Source organism: Janthinobacterium sp. Mn2066 (assembly GCF_049319705.1).
Classification (GTDB): Bacteria; Pseudomonadota; Gammaproteobacteria; order Burkholderiales; family Burkholderiaceae_D; genus Janthinobacterium.
In genome coordinates this window covers 82,979-99,431 of the sequence record NZ_JBMOUF010000011.1, presented here as the reverse complement: position 1 = coordinate 99,431, position 16,453 = coordinate 82,979, and the positions used below count along the sequence as shown (strand labels likewise).

The following is a 16,453-nucleotide window of genomic DNA, read 5'->3' as shown; positions in this document are numbered from 1 at the left end:
ATGCCGATTAAGGACCTGCTCATGCCGGACAGCCACGCGACCCTGCCTGGAACCGCTACGCCGCACGCCGCAGCACATGGTTTTGCCGTGCACATGATGGAAATGCTGGTCGTCCCCACCTTTGTGCTCGATGCATCCGGCAAGGTGATGCTCTGGAACCGCGCCTGCGAGCGGCTGACCGGCGTACCCGCCAGCGAGGTGCTGGGCACGGACCGGCACTGGCGCTGCTTTTATGCGCGCGAACGCCCGACCCTGGCCGACTTGCTGCTGCAGGGCCGCGCCAGCGACTTGCACGCCCTGTATCAACAGCAGCAATACCGCAATAGCACGGGCAACAATCTGTGCGCCGAAAACTGGTGCGACATGCCGCGCACGGGCCGGCGGCGCTACCTGGCGGCCGACGCCAGCCCCATCATGGACAGCAGCGGCGCACTGGTGGCCGTGGTGGAAACCCTGCGCGACATGACCGATGAAAAGCGCGCCCAGGTGGCGCTGGAGCGGCTGGCCATGCGCGACGGACTGACGGGCCTGGCCAACCGGCGCTGCTTCGACGACACCCTGCATGCCGAATGGCAGCGCGCCCTGCGCCAGCAGCAGCCGCTGTCGCTGCTGATGGTCGATGTCGACAACTTCAAGCAATACAACGATAGCCACGGCCATGTGCAAGGCGACCAGTGCCTGCGCAAGGTGGCTGGCGCCGTCGCGGGCGAAATGCGCGCCAACGACCTGGTGGCCCGCTATGGCGGTGAAGAATTTGCCGTGATCCTGCCCAACCAGCCACTCAAGGGAGCGGCCATCGTCGCCGAACGCATCCGCTTGCGCGTGGAGCGGCTGCAACTGCCGCGCGGCACTGGCGGCGATCCCCGCGCCACGGTCACCGTCAGCATCGGCGCCGCCACCGCCCTGCCCGGCCCCGGCACCGAGCTGGGCCAGCTGATCCATACGGCCGACAGCGCGCTCTACCGCGCCAAGCACCTGGGCCGCAACCGCATCAGCCTGCCGGAAACGCCCGCCATACCCGAAAGTGCTTGACGACGGAGAACGATCGTTCTACCATCTCGGCATGGATACCACAGAACCCACCTCTTCCTCACGCCAGATCTTGCTGGCGGCAACCGAAGCGCTGATCTACGCCGGCGGCATCAACGCCACCGGCATGGACGCCATCGTCAAGGCGTCCGGCGTAGCCCGCAAGACCATCTACCGCCATTTCAGCACCAAGGATGCGCTGGTGGCGCAGGCGCTGCGCGAACGCGACGTGCGCTGGATGCACTGGTTCAGCGAAGAAACTTGCCGCACCGCACCGGGGACAGCACGTTTGCTGGCCGCCTTTGAGGCGCTCGCGCAATGGTTCGCCACGCCCGGCTTTCGCGGCTGCGCCTTCATCAATGCGGCTGGCGAGACCGGCGACCCGGCCGACCCGATCCGCATCGTGGCGCGCGAACACAAGGCCAGCCTGCGCGCCTTTTTATTACAGTTGGCCATCGAAGCCGGCGTAGCCCAGGCCGATGCACTGGCCGACGCCTGGCTGATCCTGATCGACGGCGCCATCAGCGTGGCGCTGGTCACGGGCGACCTGCAGGCGGCCAGCCGCGCGCACGCCATGGCACGCGGCCTGCTGCCCACCTTTTTTGCTCCCACCACCAAGGAATCCCCATGAACGACCTCACCGTGCGCCCGCCGCTGCCCCCGTTTACCCGCGAAAGCGCCATCGAAAAAGTCCGCCTGGCCGAAGATGGCTGGAACAGCCGCGATGCGGCGCGGGTCGCGCTGGCCTACAGCCTCGATACCCGCTGGCGCAACCGCGCCGAATTTGCCGTCAACCGCGATGAAGCGCGCGCCTTCCTGGAACGCAAATGGAACAAGGAACTCGATTACCGCCTGATCAAGGAACTGTGGGCCTACACGGATAACCGCATCGCCGTGCGCTACGCTTATGAGTGGCATGACGACGCCGGCAACTGGTACCGCTCGTATGGCAATGAAAACTGGGAATTCGGCCCCGACGGCCTGATGACCAACCGCCATGCATCGATCAACGACATGCCGATCCAGGCCAGCGAGCGTCTGTTCCACTGGCCGCTGGGGCGCCGCCCCGACGACCATCCGGGCCTCTCGGCACTGGGCCTGTAAGCTGAACACCACGGCAAGATGGCGGCCATGCCATCTTGCACTATGCACGGCCGTGCAGATATTCTATGCTCCTTTGTTGCAACCCGTTCAACAACAGGAGACTCTGTGTCAAAAATTCACCCGGTTCTTATCCCCGTGTTCGCCCTGGCCATCTCTGCCATGGCGTCTTCCAGCCTGGCCCAGCAAACCGCTGCCGCCACACCAGCCCCGCAGGCAAGCAGCGCCAACAGCGCCGCCAAGGCTGACCTGCTGCCGTTCAAGGCCACTGAAAAGACCCTGGCCAACGGCTTGAAAATCATCATCGTGCCGACCGGTTTCCCGAATATCGTCTCGCTGCAGATTCCCGTGCAGACGGGTTCGCGCAATGAAGTGGAACCAGGCAAGTCCGGTTTTGCGCACTTCTTCGAACACATGATGTTCCGCGGCACCAAAGCGTACCCGCCAGAAAAATACCAGGAAATCATCACCAAGGCCGGTGCGCGCCAGAACGCCTACACCAGCGACGACCTGACCAATTACCACACCACGTTTGCCAAGGACGACCTGGAAACGGTATTAAAAGTGGAAGCGGACCGCTTCCAGCACCTGGACTATTCGGAAGACGGCTTCAAGACCGAGTCGCGCGCCGTGCTCGGCGAATACAACAAGAACAGCGCCAATCCGGTCTCGAAACTGTTCGAAGTCATGCGCGACAGCGCCTACACCACGCATACCTACAAGCATACGACGATGGGCTTCATCAAGGACATCGAAGACATGCCCAACCAGTACGCGTATTCGAAGATCTTCTTCGACCGCTGGTATCGCCCGGAACGCACCACCGTGATCATCGCCGGCGACGTCGATCCGCAAAAAGCCATCGCGCTGGTAGAAAAATACTGGGGCCAGTGGCAGCGCGGCAAGCCGCAGCCTGCCGTGCCGGCCGAGCCGGCGCCGCACGGCCCCGTCTACACGCACGTGGCCTGGCCGACGCCGACCCTGCCATGGGTGGCGGTCGGCTTCCATGCGCCCGCGTTTTCCGTGAAAAACAAGGACCAGGCCGCGCTGGCGACCCTGCTGTCGCTGTCGTTTGGCAATACCTCGCCGCTGTACAAGCGCCTGGTGCAAAACGAGCAAAAGGTCGACCAGCTGTTCGAGATGACGCCGGACCGCGTCGATCCGACCCTGGCCGTGATCGGCGCACGCGTGAAAAACAGCGAGGACGCCGTGTATGTGCGCGACGCCATCCTGAAAACCGTGGCCCAGTTGCGCACTACCCCGGTCAGCGACAAAGACCTGGCGGACGCCAAGTCGGCCGAAAAATACGGCCTGATCCGCTCGCTGGACAATACCGAGCAAATCGCCGGCACGCTGGCGTCCTTCGTGCATTTCGACCGCTCCTACGCCACCATCAACCAGTACTACCGTTTGATCGACTCGCTCACGCCAGCCGACCTGCAGGCGGCAGCGCAAAAATACCTGAACGACGCTGGCCTGGTGGTCAGCACCCTGTCGCACCAGGCTTTACCTTCTGCAATCGCCACCACGCCGACACTGGCCAGCCTGCTGCCAGCCGCGTCCACCACCAAATTCGACGTGCTGGTGCAAAAATCGGCCCTGCCGCAAATCCGCTACAAGCTGCTGTTCACGGTCGGTTCGGCGCAAGATCCGCAAGGCAAGGAAGGCCTGGCCGCGCTGACGGCGGCGATGGTCACGGCGGGCGGGTCCAGCGAACGCAAGATCGATGAAGTCAAGCAAGCCCTGTTCCCGCTGGCAGGCAGCTTCAGCCAGCAGACGGACAAGGAAATGACCACGTTTACGGGCTCCATCCACAAGGATAACTGGACTCAGTTCAACCAGATCGCCTTGCCGCTGCTGCTCTCGCCCGGTTTCCGCGAAGACGACTTCCGCCGCCTGAAGGATGCGCAAAAGAACGCGCTGCTGCTGGACCTGAAGGACAATAACGAAGAAGAATTCGCCAAGGAACGCCTGCAAACCAATGTCTACGCGGGTACGCCGTACGGCCACCCCGTGCTGGGCACGGTCGCCGGCATCGATGCGATCACCCTGGACGACGTGAAACAGTTCTGGAAAACCGCTTACACGCAAGGCGCCGTGAAAATCGGCATTTCCGGCGACGTTTCCGAGACCATGACGGCCTCGCTGACCCAGGCGCTGGGCACATTGCCAGCCGGCCCGGGCTTGCCGGCGATTGCCAAACCGGCAGGCCACAAGGCCAATGGCCTGGAAGTGGAAATCATCGAGAAAAACACGCGCGCCACGGCCATCTCGTTCGGCTTGCCGCTGGACGTGAGCCGCACCGACCCGGACTTCCCTGCCCTGTGGCTGGCGAAAACCTGGCTGGGCGAGCACCGCGCCTCGAATTCCTACCTGTACCAGCGCATCCGTGAAATCCGCGGCATGAATTATGGCGACTACGCGTATATCGAAGCCTTCCCGCGCGGCATGTTCCAGTTCTTCCCGAATCCTAACCTGGGCCGCAAGGCGCAGCTGTTCGAGATCTGGATCCGCCCGGTCGCCCCGGAAAACGCCCACTTCGCCCTGCGCGTGGCCCTGACGGAACTGGGCAAGCTGGTCGACCATGGCTTGACGCAGGACGACTTCGCCACCACCCGCGACTACCTGATGAAGAACGTGTTTGTGATGACCTCGACGCAAGACCAGCAGCTCGGCTACGCGCTGGACTCGCAATGGTATGGCACGCCGGAATTTACCAAGCTGATGCGTGACGGCCTGTCGAAACTGACGGTCGCGGACGTGAACCGCGCCATCAAGCAGCACCTGTCGGCGAAAAACCTGTCGGTAGTGGTGATCGCCAAGGATGCGGCCGGCCTGAAGGAAAAGCTGGTCAGCGATGCCTTCTCGCCGATCAAATACGACGGCAACAAGCCGCAATCCCTGCTCGATGAAGACAAGGTCATCGGCGCCATGAAGCTGAACATCAAGCCCGAAGCCGTGACCATCACGCCAGCGGGCGCGGCGTTCGCGCAGTAATCCGCAGCACCAGCATTGCCCCGGCTCCCGCCAGCCGGAGCAGTGTGCGGGGCGCAAACGGCAGCCGTTTGCGCCCTCTTCCAGCGTTCTCCAGCGTCCTCTTGCGCACCTTCCGCAACAAACAATGCCAGCCTTGAAAAACACGCGTGGCAGGCTCTCAAATACCAACAATAAACAAGTGCTATTTTTGCATTTACAAGAGCAACAATGTTATATCTTCATAGCAAATAACCGCCTTGAGAGGTGTTTCTCGACTTAATCTTTCAACATATTATTTCCAAATAATTAAATGCATAAATATTATTATTATTCGTGGTAAATCAGTGACATTTGGAAACATTTAATTGGCAACTTTTCTCTTGAAATGTTTTGATCACTGTCTAGGCAAAATCATTTATATGGTTTTGAAAAAAAATCGCATCAGCGACCAACTAGACGGGAATGCTGATCTGCGCGCCACGTTCGTACCACGTTCGTGCACCGCGCGGATCGGCATATATGCACAGCAATTCGATGGAGAAAGCCTTGTTCAAGAAAATCGTATTAAAACAAAGTGTGGTGGCCGTCGCCATGACCCTGGTGTCATCGCAATTAGTCTACGCCCAACTGGCGCCCCAGGAACCGGTGCTGGAGAAAATCCTCGTCACCGGATCGAACCTGAAACGGGCGGACAAGGAAGGGACATCGCCGGTCGATGTCATCACGGCCAAGGACATCAAGGAAAGTGGCGCCTCTACCGTAGCGGAGTTGATGAAGCTGGTGCCGTCGATGGGTACCGATACCAACCAGGACCAGGGCGGCGGCACCGGCTTTGCCCGGGGCGTCGCCACGGCCTCCTTGCGTGGCCTGGGTTCAAGTTCCACCTTGATCCTGCTGAATGGCCGCCGCATGACGCCATCCGCGTATGCCGACCCCAACAACGGCAATTCCACGCTGTATGACTTGAACAGCATTCCCCTGTCCGCACTGGACCGCGTTGAAATCCTGAAAGATGGCGCCTCGGCCGTGTACGGTTCCGACGCTATCGGTGGCGTGATCAACTTCATTACCAAGTCAAATTATCAGGGTGCGCAAATCGCTGCCAACCGGGGCGCCAACGACGACGACCGTTTCCGCCGTAAAAATATCAACGGATTCTTTGGCAAGGGTGATATCGATGCAGACGGCTACAACGTTTTCCTGGCACTGGACTTTTCCGAACGCGACCGTGTAGCACGCCGCGACGTCAAGGACATCGACTATGATACGTATCAACGCCTGAACGGCCGCTTCCGCTCCGACTATTCAAGCTCCGTCTCGAAGTACGCCGCGGCGTACCGGGAATCGTCGCCAGGCTCGCGCAACTTTGGCGTGACACAGGCAAACGCGCCTGCGCGGCTGACCTTTAACCTGGGCTGCGATCCCGCGCAACAGATCACGGGCGGCGTCAAGGATGGCTTGCTGCCGACCAGCGTGCTGATCGGGCGTACTTTCTGCAACTACAATGCCGACCAGTTCCTGGAAGGCACGGGCGCAGGCCGCGACACCAGCCTGCTGAGCCGCGGCACCTTAAAAATCAGCGACAAGGTCACCGGCTACGCAGAAGCAGCCTATACACGCTCGGTACGTGCCTATACCGGGGCACCAAGTACCATCGGCACCACCTCCGTCACCAACTACACGGCGACGGGCCTGGCAGATCCTTTCCAGGCAATCTTGCCTATCGGCCACCCAGACAATCCCTACACGGACGCCCGTGCTTCCGTGGCTTACCGTTTTGAGAACTTGCGCGGCGGTTCGGAAACCATCAATCAGAATGCACGCCTGCTGACCGGCCTGCAAGGCGATCATTTCGGCTGGAGCTGGGACACGGGCTTGCTGTGGAACCGTTCCAAACGCGATGAAACGCAATATGGCCGTCTGTATTTGCCGACCTTGCGCAAGCTCAATACCGGCACTTCCCTGGCCCAACTGGCTGCTGACCCTACCATCGGCTACGATACGCAAAGCGTAGGCGCGGCAGAAATCTTCCAGCTCGATGGCAAGGCCAGCACGGAATTCGGCAAACTGGGCGGCGGTGCGATCGGCCTGGCGCTGGGCTTCGAACTGCGCCGGGAAAAAATCCGCATCGACCCGGACAACCTGGTCGCCACCGGCCAGATCTACGGCGTCGCCAACACCATCATCGATGGCCAGCGCGACGTCAAATCGGCCTTCGTCGAACTGCGCACGCCATTTACCAAAAACTTCGAAATGGACTTCGCCGGCCGGGTCGACAAGTATCCGGGCATTAAAACCAACTTTGTCCCCAAAGTGGGCACCAAATGGACCGTGACCGATACGCTGGCCTTGCGCGGCACCTATGCCGAAGGCTTTCGCGCACCGGCATTATCGCAAGTGACACCGGGTGGCGCGCAATTCTTCCTCAACGGCGTGTGGGATCCGAAGCGCTGCCAGGAAGACGAAAGCACGCCGCGTCCGGGCGGCGTGGCGTCCGATTGCAGCAAATCGATTTCCGGCGTCGGCGGCGCCAACCCGGATTTGAAACCGGAAACCTCGAAAAGCTACTCGCTGGGCCTGATTTACTCGCCCACCTCGGACATCGATCTGGTGCTGGACGTGTATCGCGTACGCAAGGAAAAGGAAGTGGCGCTGGGCACGGCTGACGAGGCGCTGAAAAACGAAGACCGCGCCCCGCAAAACGTGATCCGCGACCAGAACCCGGCCAACTTCATCACCGATGCGAATGGCCGGCCAATTCCGGGGACAGGCCCATTGCTGTCGGTCAAGACACCCTGGTCCAACCAGGGGTCGACCGAACTGCGCGGCGTGGATTTTGAAACCCGCTTGCGCAACAAGCTGGGCGAATGGGGTTCGCTCTCGACGGCGCTGCGGGGCACTTACGTCTACAGCTACAAACTGGAACAGCATGAAGGTGACTTTGTCAGCAACGTGGCGGGTACGCGTCCTGGACTGTACGACTGGCAATTGTCCACTGGTACCGACATGCCCAAGCTCAAGGCTTCCCTGACCACCAGCTGGAGCCGGGGCGATCACAGCATCAACGCCTCCGTCAATTACGTGGGCACGGTTTCCCTCAAGCGCAACCGTAATGGCGATAATATCTACTCCCAGCCTTTCTGCTACTACGGCACCAAAAAGCCCACCGACGCAGCGCCGGACCGCAACACCTCCAATCCTGGTTATGAAGATGCATTCCCGGATTGCAAGGTCGCCAGCTGGACCACGATCGGGCTGGGCTATACCTACACAGGCTTCAAGAACCTGAGCCTGGCGGTCAACATCCAGAACCTGTTCGACCGCGCGGCGCCGTACGACCCGGGATACTCGACCGTCGGCTATAACGAAGGCCTGCATAACAACTACGGCCGCTACTTCAACTTCAACGCGCGCTATACCTTCTAAATCTCAACACGCGCAAGCACCACGCCTCCTTCGGGAGGCGTTTTTTCTTGTCTACAAATTTTGCTCTCAAAGCAAGTCATGCTATCTTGCAACTTTAAAACTGTTGAAAGATACGCCACATGCTGCAACGCCTGCTGCCTGCCCTGTGCCTGTCCCTGGCTGTCGCGTCGGCCTGGGCGCAAGCCGATACGCCGCCCGCCGCCAGCGAGCCTGAAGCCGCCGAGGCCGGCGAACAAATCCTGGTGGTGGGCCAGCGGCCGGGGCCGGGATTGTGGAAGGTGACGAAAGACGACCATGTGCTGTGGGTGTTCGGCACTTACTCGCCGCTGCCGGAAAAAATGGAGTGGCGTTCGCAGCAGGTGGAAGCCATCCTGGCCAAATCGCAGGAATACCTGACGCCGCCAGCTGCCTCGGCGAACGTCGGCTTCTTTCGGGGCCTGACCTTGTTACCGAGCCTGATCGGCTTGAAGAAAAATCCCGATGGCGCCACCTTGCACGACGTGCTGCCGCCCGACGTCTACGCGCGCTGGCAGCCGCTGAAAGCCAAATATCTGGGCGACGATGACAGCATCGAACGCGAGCGGCCCATTTTCGCGGCCGATACCCTGTTCGACGCTGGATTAAAGCAAGCCGGACTGTCCAAGGGTTATGACGTGAGCCGCAAGATCGACAGCATCGTCAAGCAGCACAAGCTCAAGGTGACGCAGACCGGCATCGAGCTGACTATGGACGATCCTTCAAAGCTGCTGAAGGATTTCAAGAAGTCGCAACTGGCCGATGCCCAGTGTTTCTCGAAGACCCTGGCGCGGCTGGAAAGCGATATCGACGCCATGCGCGTGCGCGCCAACGCCTGGTCCAAGGGCGACCTGGAAGGCATACAGAAACTGAACTATGCCGACCAGGAAAGCGAATGCAGCAACGCCATGCGCAATGGCGAGTTCGCCAGGAACCAGCCTGGCTTCCAGAATATCAAGGAGCGCATGCAGGCGTCCTGGCTGGCCGCCGCCGAAAAAGCGCTGGCAAGCAACAACAGCAGCTTCGCCTCGCTGCGCCTGGCCGATATCCTTGACCCACGCGGCTATTTGCACCAGCTGAAGGCCAGGGGTTATCGCGTGGAAGACCCGGATGGCGAAGTGTATTAAACCCGCTTAGTCAAAGCCTGCGACTCGCGTTACTCAAACGGATTGGCCACCGTCGTCACCACCGGCGGCGCCAACTGATCCGGCAATTCGGCTTTGTCGAGCTGGGCCACCACCTCGCCCAGCAGTTTCTGCAGCTGCAGGGCCAGCGCCAGGCCGGCCTTGTCCCGGGTCAAATCGATATCGCCGCTGATGCTGATGCGGTCGAGGCGGTTTTCGATCGACAGGCCGCCGATGGACAGCACGTCGCTTTCATTGGCGTAGGGGATGAATTTCTTTGCACTCATGGTTTTCTTTCTCCAGATTCCAGCAGATTATTTCTTGGACTTGCGGCTCACCTTGGGCAAGCTCAACATGGACATTTTTTGCTGCCGCGTCAGCGACGGTAACAGATTGATGCCGATCCTGTCTTCCAGTTGCGCGATGCTCAGCACCTCGTAATCCTTGGTATCCGTGTTGGCGATGAAATAGGCGGCCCCGGCCCGCTGGCGGGGGCTGTAGACGGCCTTGTACAAATGGCTGGGCACCAGCACGCGGCCGACTTTCTGCAGGTTGCCGCCGATAAAGGCCGGTCCCGTGATCACATACAGGTCGCCTTCCTTCTTGGCCATCTTGCGCACGGCGCCTTCGATGCCGGCCCAGATATAACGGTTATTGGCGCTGTCTTGCGGCACCATATTGGCCAGCGTAAAACTGTCCTGCTGGCTGATGCGGTCCGGCATGTCGCCATTCGGCGCCATATGGCCACGGTCGAAGCCGCTGCGCGCATAGTCGCTCAGTTCGGCGCGCTGGCCGGCTGGCAAGCGGCGTTCGGCATGGAAGGAGTTTTCGCGCGACAGATTCTGCGCCGCTGCCACGTTACTGGCGGTTAAATGTTCGGCTGACCACAGCGGCGTGCGCGTCAGGCCCGAATGCATGACGCCAAACACCGTGTAGCACAGTTCGGTGGTCGCCACGTCCATCTTGGGGTTGGTGATTTCCGGCTTGCGGCCATCGACATACATGGCGGGACAGGCATCGGCGTGCGCCAGGTTCGCGGCAAAGGCAGACGCCAGCACGCCGCACGCCAGGGTCAGCCTGGCGATCGATCGTTGAATCATAAATCCTTAGTTGAAATCTTTCCGGGCCAGCATTCTAGCGGACGATGGCGCCGCACGGCAACGCACTGTGCAAGGCGACACCGGGATGGCGCAAATAATGCAGCGGCCGAATGGCGCGCACGGATTGATATCTGCTAAGATTGATCCGATTGGTTCGTATCGTATCTACTATTATAATCTGGAGAGCATATGATCAAGAAGACCCTGCTAGTCATCGTCATCATCGTCGCCGCCATCCTCGGCTACGCCACCACCAAGCCCGATACCTTCAGCGTGCAGCGCGAAGTGTCCATCAAGGCGCCCCCCGAAAAAATCGCCGGCATGATCACCGACTTCCACTACTGGGCAGCCTGGTCGCCGTGGGAAAAACTCGATCCGGCCATGCGCCGCACGTTCAGCGGCCCGACCAGCGGCGTGGGCGCACAGTATGCCTGGCAAGGCAACGACAAGGTGGGCGCCGGGCGCATGGAAATCACCGAGGCGGCAACCCCAGAACGCACCGTCATCAAGCTCGATTTCCTGAAGCCGTTCGAGAGCCACAACACCACCATCTTTACCCTGACGCCCGATGGCGACAACACGAAAGTGAACTGGACCATGACCGGCCCCAGCCCTTACGTCAGCAAGGTCATGAACGTGTTCGTCAGCATGGACACCATGATCGGCAAGGATTTTGACAAGGGCCTGGCCAATCTGAAGACTGTTTCAGAGCGCTGAGCCGCTCAGGCAAGGCAAGCAGGCCAGGCAAAGCCGGTGCAGCAGCTTTGCCTGGCCTCTGTTAAAACTGCTCGATCCAGGCCGCCAGGTGGTCAGGTTTCAGGGCCGGCTCGGCCTGCGCCAGCTTGCCCTGCAAACCCTGCTCGGTGGCATTCAGTTGCAGCGACCAGCCGCGCCGCGCCAGCCATAACAGGCTGGCCAGCCAGAACGCGTGCACGGCCGAGACAGGCGTGCCGGTCGGGGTTTCCAGGAACTCCGTCAGCAAGCGCGGTTCGAGAAAGATCGCCGTGCCGCCCCTGTCTTGCAGGGCCGCGCCAAACACGGCTTGCAGCAGCTCGATGGCTTGCTCCACGCCAGGACCCGCATGCTCGCGCTCCAGCGTGTCCTGCTGCTGGCGCACGGCGGCGGCAAACGCAGTGCTGCGGAACGCTTCCGAGCTGACCAGGTCGGCATGGTCCATCGCCAGCCAATCCGGTTCGGGCGGCGTCACGCCCGCCGTCAGCGCCGCCGACAGATACGCTTCCACCGGCAATTGCTGCTCCGGCCCGGCCAGGCTGGCGCACAGCAGGTACAGGCTGCCGATGCGGCTGGCGATCACCTGGCGCTGGCGCACCAGCAGTTTTTCACGCAGCAATTGCGCGTGTTCATTGCGCAGCTGGGCCAGGTCCAGCGCCTGCTTCAGTTCCATGCGCAGCGCGGCGATATCCCACGGTTTCTGGATATAGCGGTGTATCTGGCCCTGGTTGACGGCTTCCACCGTGTGCTCCAGCTCGGAATACGCGGTGGTCAGGATGCGCACGATATGCGGGTAACGGTCCCAGGCATACGACAGCAGCGCATTGCCGTAGGCGCCCGGCATGCGCTGGTCCGACACCAGCACGGCGATCCGTCCGGCCTGCTCGTCAAGGATGCGCTTGCCCTCCTCCACCGAGGTGGCGGTCAGGACTTCGGCCATCGGCGCAATGGCGCGCTGAAAGTATTTGAGGGCGTTGGCTTCGTCATCGACATACAGTATCGTCGGCAGTTCCTGCTCCGGCGCACGCTGGGGCGGCAAAGGCAGCTTGGCGTCAATCATGCTCATTCCTTATAGGGACTGGAAAACTCAGGGTGACAGTCGTTTCGCTGTCGGCGCCATTGCTGACGATACCGATATCGATATTGCCACCAAAAGAATGCATCATGCGCTGACAGAAAATCATACTCCAGGCAGGCTCTGCTACGCTATCGTTCGCGATGGGATCATGCAACAAACGCTCGGGCAAATCGGGCAGGATGGCTGCGCCATTATCGCTCAGGCTGATGTGGCGCTTGCCGACCGTGAACAGCAGCAGCGGATGCGGGTGGCCAGCCAGCCGGCGCAAGGCATGGCCCAGCACCGACGACAGGATCAAGGCAACGCAGTTGGGCGACTCGGTGATGGCGAAATCGTCGTCGATCGCCAGCGTGATGGCCGCGCGCTGGGTGGCCGAAAGCGGATAGCTGTCGAGCAGCCCCGCCAGCACTTGCCCTGCGCTGGCGGCGCGGCGCCCGCCGCCCATGCCCGGCCCGGCACTGGCCAGGCGCACGGTGTCGACAAAGCTGGCCAGGATCGCCAGGCAATAACGGGCGTTTTCATGCATCTGGGCCGCCGCTTCCACGATCTCGGCCGCTGGCGTGTCGGCCACGCCGGCGCGCCGCTCGATGCCGCGCGCGAAATTGGCGATCGCTCCCAGCGGGGTAGTCAATTCATGCGCCAGGAAGGCCAGCGATTCATCGATCGCCATCAGGCCCTGGCGGCGAAACGCGCGTTCGCGCCCCGTCTGCACGGCCAGTTGCAGTGCGTTCAGCATGGACGGCATGTCGAACGGTTTTTCCAGCAGGCGGAACAGGGTGCCGCCATTGATCAGCTCAAGCAACACTTGTTTGTCGGCATAGGCCGTCACCAGCATGCACACGACATGCGGATACAGGCGCGCCACTTCCTGCAGCAATTCGCTGCCCAGGCGGCCCGGCATGCGGTAATCGGTGACCAGCACATCGACTTCGCCGCCGGTGCCAGCGAGCAAGGCCAGCGCGGCATCGACACCGTGCGCCGTCAGCACACGGTAGCGCGCGCCGACCGCGTGGCTGAAATACTTGCACGCCAGTTCTTCGTCATCGACGTACAGCACGGTGGCGCGGCTATCATCACGCATGTTGACGGCCCTCCCAATCCGGCCGCGGCAAGTCGAAATTCATGCTGGCCCAGGCGCCGAACTCACTTTCGGCGCTCAGGGTGCCGCCGTGGCGCTCGATCACGCCATAGCTGATGCTCAAGCCCAGGCCCAGTCCCTGCCCCACTTCGCGGGTGGTAAAAAATGGTTCAAACACGCGCGCCAGGTTTTCCGGCGCAATGCCGGGGCCATTGTCGCGCACGCTGACCCGCAGCCGGTCGACATCCCAGCGGGCGCTGATGCGGATTTCGAACGGCGGCACATTGCGCTTGCGCATGGACAGCGCAGCATTGCCCAGCAGATTGATCAGCACGCCAACGATGGCAGCCTCGTCGCCGCGCACCATGCTATCGTCGGGCAACTCGCGCACGATGCTGACGCCTTTCGTTTCGTGCCCCACCAGGCGGATGGCCGCGTCGAGCGCGCGGGCAAACGGGAAATGCCCGTTTTCCAGCTGCTTGCCATTCTTGCGATAGGCAAAGGTCTTCAGGTCTGACACGATGTGCTGCACGCGCTGCATGCCCTGCCTGGCGTCGGCCAGGCATTCACTGATCAGCGCGCTTTTCTTGGCGGCCGGGTCCTCGATGGCGACCTCGATGGCCATCATGCAGAAATTGACGGGGTTATTGACTTCGTGCAGCAAGCCCGCCGCCAGGGTGCCGATGGCGGCCATCTTTTCCTGCTGCAGCATCTGCCCCTTGATATCGGCCAGGTTGCGGTTGGTTTCCTCGAGTTGCATATTCTTTTGCGCCACTTCCGCCTTCAACTGGAACAGCATGAAGCGGGCGCGCTCGTTAAAATAGGTAAACACGGTGCTGATGCTGGCCGACATGATCAGGAACAGGGTGTTGACGACAAACGCAGCCCGCAAGTCAAAGCCCCGCGCATACCAGACGCAGGCGCAGACATACAGCAGGCACGACACCGCGCCAAAGACCATGTTTTGCCACAGGCCAAAGGCCAGCACGATGCCGGAGGAATAAATCGCCAGGGTCATGCCGACATAATAGATCGATGCAGCGCCTTCGGTGACGGCGATCATCCAGGCGATCATCAATTGCGGCAGCAGCAGCCAGATAAACGTCAGCCACTGTATGCGTTCCTGCGCCCAGCGCGTGCGCATGGCCAGCACCACGCACAATATCAGGGCCGCCACCAGGATGCGCGCGCCCGTAAAGGCGGCCTGCTTGCCGGGATACAGGGCCGAGTCCAGCCCCATGCCCAGCAAGATCAGCACGATGCCCGTATACGCGCCGCCGCGGCTGAACTCCAGGCGAAAATTGCGCAGGGTCGCCGCATAGGCCTCCAGCAAGCCTGCGTTATCCATCATACAATGCTCACCTCGGCAAAGACATTGACGCCAGTGGCGTCGACATAGATATGGTGCGCTGTCGCCTGCGCAGGCAGCAAGGCGGACAAACTCTCCTCATTGCGGTAGATCAAATGCCATTCAAGCAAATGCTCCATGCCGAACTTGCCGGGATTACTGGCGTGCACATTCGTCACCAGCAAGCGCCCACCGGCCCCGACCCGGCCGGCGAAATGCTGCAGCAGGCGCATGCAGACCTTGTCGGACAGATAATCGAACAGGCCGGCGCAATACACCACGTCGCAGTTGTCGGACTCGAGGGCCGCAGCGTTGCCACGGCGCCGCTTGAGCAGATTATGCACGGAATCGTGCACATAGCGGATCTCCACCGCACGTCCCGTGCGCTCCAGGATGGCGGTCAGGCGCGCGCGCGTCCATTCCAGGGTTTCGGCGCTGAAGTCCACCAGTTCAAAGCTCAGCCAGTGCGCATCGGGACAGTTCTCCAGGAAACGCTGCACCTCGATGGCGGGGCCGCAACCCACGTTGAGCACCTTGTAGACACGCCCGGCCGCGCGCGCCAGGGCGGCCTTGTGCACCAGGAAATCGGTCAGGATATCGATGCGGTTGCGGTGCGCGATGGCCACCGCCGCCTGCAGGAAGGCCGCATTGACGATCTGAAAATAGGTGCTCGGCCCCTGGCGCGGATCGTCCAGCAACTGGTTGACCATCTGGTAGTCGCCGGCATAGCCGAGCGGCTTGGTAAAGGTGCGAAACACAAACGGCGCGCGCAGGATCAAGGGATGCAAGGCCGCCTGGGCAAAGGCCCGGTGGGCCGGCGCATGTTCGGCCTCGACCAGGGCCGCCGCCGCTTCCAGCTGGCGCAAATAAAGCTGGGTCTGCTCCATCAGCGGCAGCGCCAGTTCATCGAAAATATCGGCGCGCAGGCGGCCATTTTCCTTGGGCAAAGCATCGGACAGGTCGACCTGCTCGACCCAGCGCGCCACTTCCGACAAAAAGGCGCGCATCTCGTTGACCACGATCTGGTAATCGCTGCGGATGCGAAAGCGCTCGCCCCAGCCCGATACGAAGGCCATGGCTTCGCGCGCCACCGCGCCCTTTACCAGCACCACGTCGCTCAGGGCACGCCATTCGTCGATCAGGGTGACCGAAATAATTGCCGTCAAGCCCGTATTGACGCTGCTGATCACTACCGCCTTGCCGACGTAGGCGTTCTTTGCCCCCATGCGTACCGTCAGTTCGCTGAGCACTTCGCTGACCTGCACGATGGCTTCGGGATTGTAAATCTCCATCACCATCGAATTACGCTGCAGATTGAAGATAGTGCCGCGGATTACCTCACCTTGGGTAGTGCGAAAACTGACGACTGGATCGATTTGCGATTGTGAATACACGATAGGACATGGTCAAGATGCCTGGTTCCGGACGCACTGGCTGCATGGGCGC

General features: G+C 61.2%; 13 protein-coding genes. 7 read left to right on the top strand and 6 right to left on the bottom strand.

Annotation, left to right across the window (positions count from 1 at the left end; all coding sequences use genetic code 11):
* Positions 1-21: 21 nt before the first annotated feature.
* From ACL9RI_RS21110 to ACL9RI_RS21085, 6 genes are all read left to right on the top strand, one after another.
* The gene (locus ACL9RI_RS21110) at positions 22-1,032 is read left to right on the top strand and encodes a diguanylate cyclase (RefSeq protein ID WP_422728454.1); all 1,011 of its coding nucleotides are present in this window, start codon (positions 22-24) and stop codon (positions 1,030-1,032) included.
* 31 nt (positions 1,033-1,063) lie between these two features.
* Entirely contained in the window at positions 1,064-1,660 is a 597-nt protein-coding gene (locus tag ACL9RI_RS21105; protein ID WP_422728453.1) for a TetR/AcrR family transcriptional regulator, read from the top strand.
* Entirely contained in the window at positions 1,657-2,133 is a 477-nt protein-coding gene (locus tag ACL9RI_RS21100) for a DUF1348 family protein (RefSeq protein WP_422728452.1), read from the top strand. The genes ACL9RI_RS21105 and ACL9RI_RS21100 overlap by 4 nt, the downstream gene beginning before the upstream one ends.
* Before the next feature lie 105 nt (positions 2,134-2,238).
* Positions 2,239-5,127, top strand: coding sequence for a M16 family metallopeptidase (locus ACL9RI_RS21095; protein ID WP_422728451.1), 2,889 nt, complete (start codon positions 2,239-2,241; stop codon positions 5,125-5,127).
* Between the two features lie 525 nt (positions 5,128-5,652).
* Positions 5,653-8,532 carry a TonB-dependent receptor plug domain-containing protein gene (locus ACL9RI_RS21090; RefSeq protein ID WP_422728450.1) on the top strand — a complete coding sequence of 960 codons (2,880 nt, stop codon included), beginning with the start codon at positions 5,653-5,655 and terminating at the stop codon, positions 8,530-8,532.
* A gap of 119 nt (positions 8,533-8,651) precedes the next feature.
* Positions 8,652-9,674 carry a TraB/GumN family protein gene (locus ACL9RI_RS21085; RefSeq protein WP_422728449.1) on the top strand — a complete coding sequence of 341 codons (1,023 nt, stop codon included), beginning with the start codon at positions 8,652-8,654 and terminating at the stop codon, positions 9,672-9,674.
* Between the two features lie 29 nt (positions 9,675-9,703).
* Here ACL9RI_RS21085 and ACL9RI_RS21080 read toward each other — a convergent pair whose 3' ends face one another.
* Complete coding sequence (locus ACL9RI_RS21080; protein ID WP_422728448.1) at positions 9,704-9,958, bottom strand: hypothetical protein; 255 nt, start codon at positions 9,956-9,958, stop codon at positions 9,704-9,706.
* Positions 9,959-9,985: 27 nt separating this feature from the next.
* Positions 9,986-10,771 carry a DNA/RNA non-specific endonuclease gene (locus ACL9RI_RS21075; protein ID WP_422728447.1) on the bottom strand — a complete coding sequence of 262 codons (786 nt, stop codon included), beginning with the start codon at positions 10,769-10,771 and terminating at the stop codon, positions 9,986-9,988.
* A 189-nt stretch (positions 10,772-10,960) separates the two neighbouring features.
* Here ACL9RI_RS21075 and ACL9RI_RS21070 point away from each other — a divergent pair, with 189 nt between their 5' ends.
* Positions 10,961-11,488: an SRPBCC family protein gene (locus ACL9RI_RS21070; RefSeq protein ID WP_422728446.1), complete on the top strand. Its 528-nt coding sequence runs from the start codon at positions 10,961-10,963 to the stop codon at positions 11,486-11,488.
* A 61-nt stretch (positions 11,489-11,549) separates the two neighbouring features.
* Here the strand turns inward: ACL9RI_RS21070 and ACL9RI_RS21065 are convergent, their stop codons facing one another.
* Genes ACL9RI_RS21065 through ACL9RI_RS21050 form a run of 4 tightly spaced genes read right to left on the bottom strand, consistent with a single transcriptional unit; the run spans position 11,550 to position 16,401 of the window.
* Positions 11,550-12,563, bottom strand: a complete 1,014-nt coding sequence (locus tag ACL9RI_RS21065; protein WP_422728445.1) for a response regulator — start codon at positions 12,561-12,563, stop codon at positions 11,550-11,552.
* Positions 12,556-13,662, bottom strand: a complete 1,107-nt coding sequence (locus tag ACL9RI_RS21060) for a response regulator (protein WP_422728444.1) — start codon at positions 13,660-13,662, stop codon at positions 12,556-12,558. The genes ACL9RI_RS21065 and ACL9RI_RS21060 overlap by 8 nt, the downstream gene beginning before the upstream one ends.
* Positions 13,655-15,007 (bottom strand): sensor histidine kinase, encoded by a 1,353-nt coding sequence (locus ACL9RI_RS21055; protein ID WP_422728593.1) that lies wholly within the window; start codon positions 15,005-15,007, stop codon positions 13,655-13,657. The genes ACL9RI_RS21060 and ACL9RI_RS21055 overlap by 8 nt, the downstream gene beginning before the upstream one ends.
* The gene (locus ACL9RI_RS21050) at positions 15,007-16,401 is read right to left on the bottom strand and encodes a class I SAM-dependent methyltransferase (protein WP_422728443.1); all 1,395 of its coding nucleotides are present in this window, start codon (positions 16,399-16,401) and stop codon (positions 15,007-15,009) included. The genes ACL9RI_RS21055 and ACL9RI_RS21050 overlap by 1 nt, the downstream gene beginning before the upstream one ends.
* Positions 16,402-16,453 lie beyond the last annotated feature (52 nt).

Excerpts from the sequence above, each read along its gene's own strand:
- ACL9RI_RS21100 (WP_422728452.1), top strand. The coding sequence starts at position 1,657 with ATGAACGACCTCACCGTGCGCCCGCCGCTGCCCCCGTTTACCCGCGAA.
- ACL9RI_RS21065 (WP_422728445.1), bottom strand. The coding sequence starts at position 12,563 with ATGATTGACGCCAAGCTGCCTTTGCCGCCCCAGCGTGCGCCGGAGCAG.
- ACL9RI_RS21105 (WP_422728453.1), top strand. The coding sequence starts at position 1,064 with ATGGATACCACAGAACCCACCTCTTCCTCACGCCAGATCTTGCTGGCG.
- ACL9RI_RS21110 (WP_422728454.1), top strand. The coding sequence starts at position 22 with ATGCCGGACAGCCACGCGACCCTGCCTGGAACCGCTACGCCGCACGCC.
- ACL9RI_RS21075 (WP_422728447.1), bottom strand. The coding sequence starts at position 10,771 with ATGATTCAACGATCGATCGCCAGGCTGACCCTGGCGTGCGGCGTGCTG.
- ACL9RI_RS21085 (WP_422728449.1), top strand. The coding sequence starts at position 8,652 with ATGCTGCAACGCCTGCTGCCTGCCCTGTGCCTGTCCCTGGCTGTCGCG.
- ACL9RI_RS21070 (WP_422728446.1), top strand. The coding sequence starts at position 10,961 with ATGATCAAGAAGACCCTGCTAGTCATCGTCATCATCGTCGCCGCCATC.
- ACL9RI_RS21060 (WP_422728444.1), bottom strand. The coding sequence starts at position 13,662 with ATGCGTGATGATAGCCGCGCCACCGTGCTGTACGTCGATGACGAAGAA.
- ACL9RI_RS21080 (WP_422728448.1), bottom strand. The coding sequence starts at position 9,958 with ATGAGTGCAAAGAAATTCATCCCCTACGCCAATGAAAGCGACGTGCTG.
- ACL9RI_RS21055 (WP_422728593.1), bottom strand. The coding sequence starts at position 15,007 with ATGGATAACGCAGGCTTGCTGGAGGCCTATGCGGCGACCCTGCGCAAT.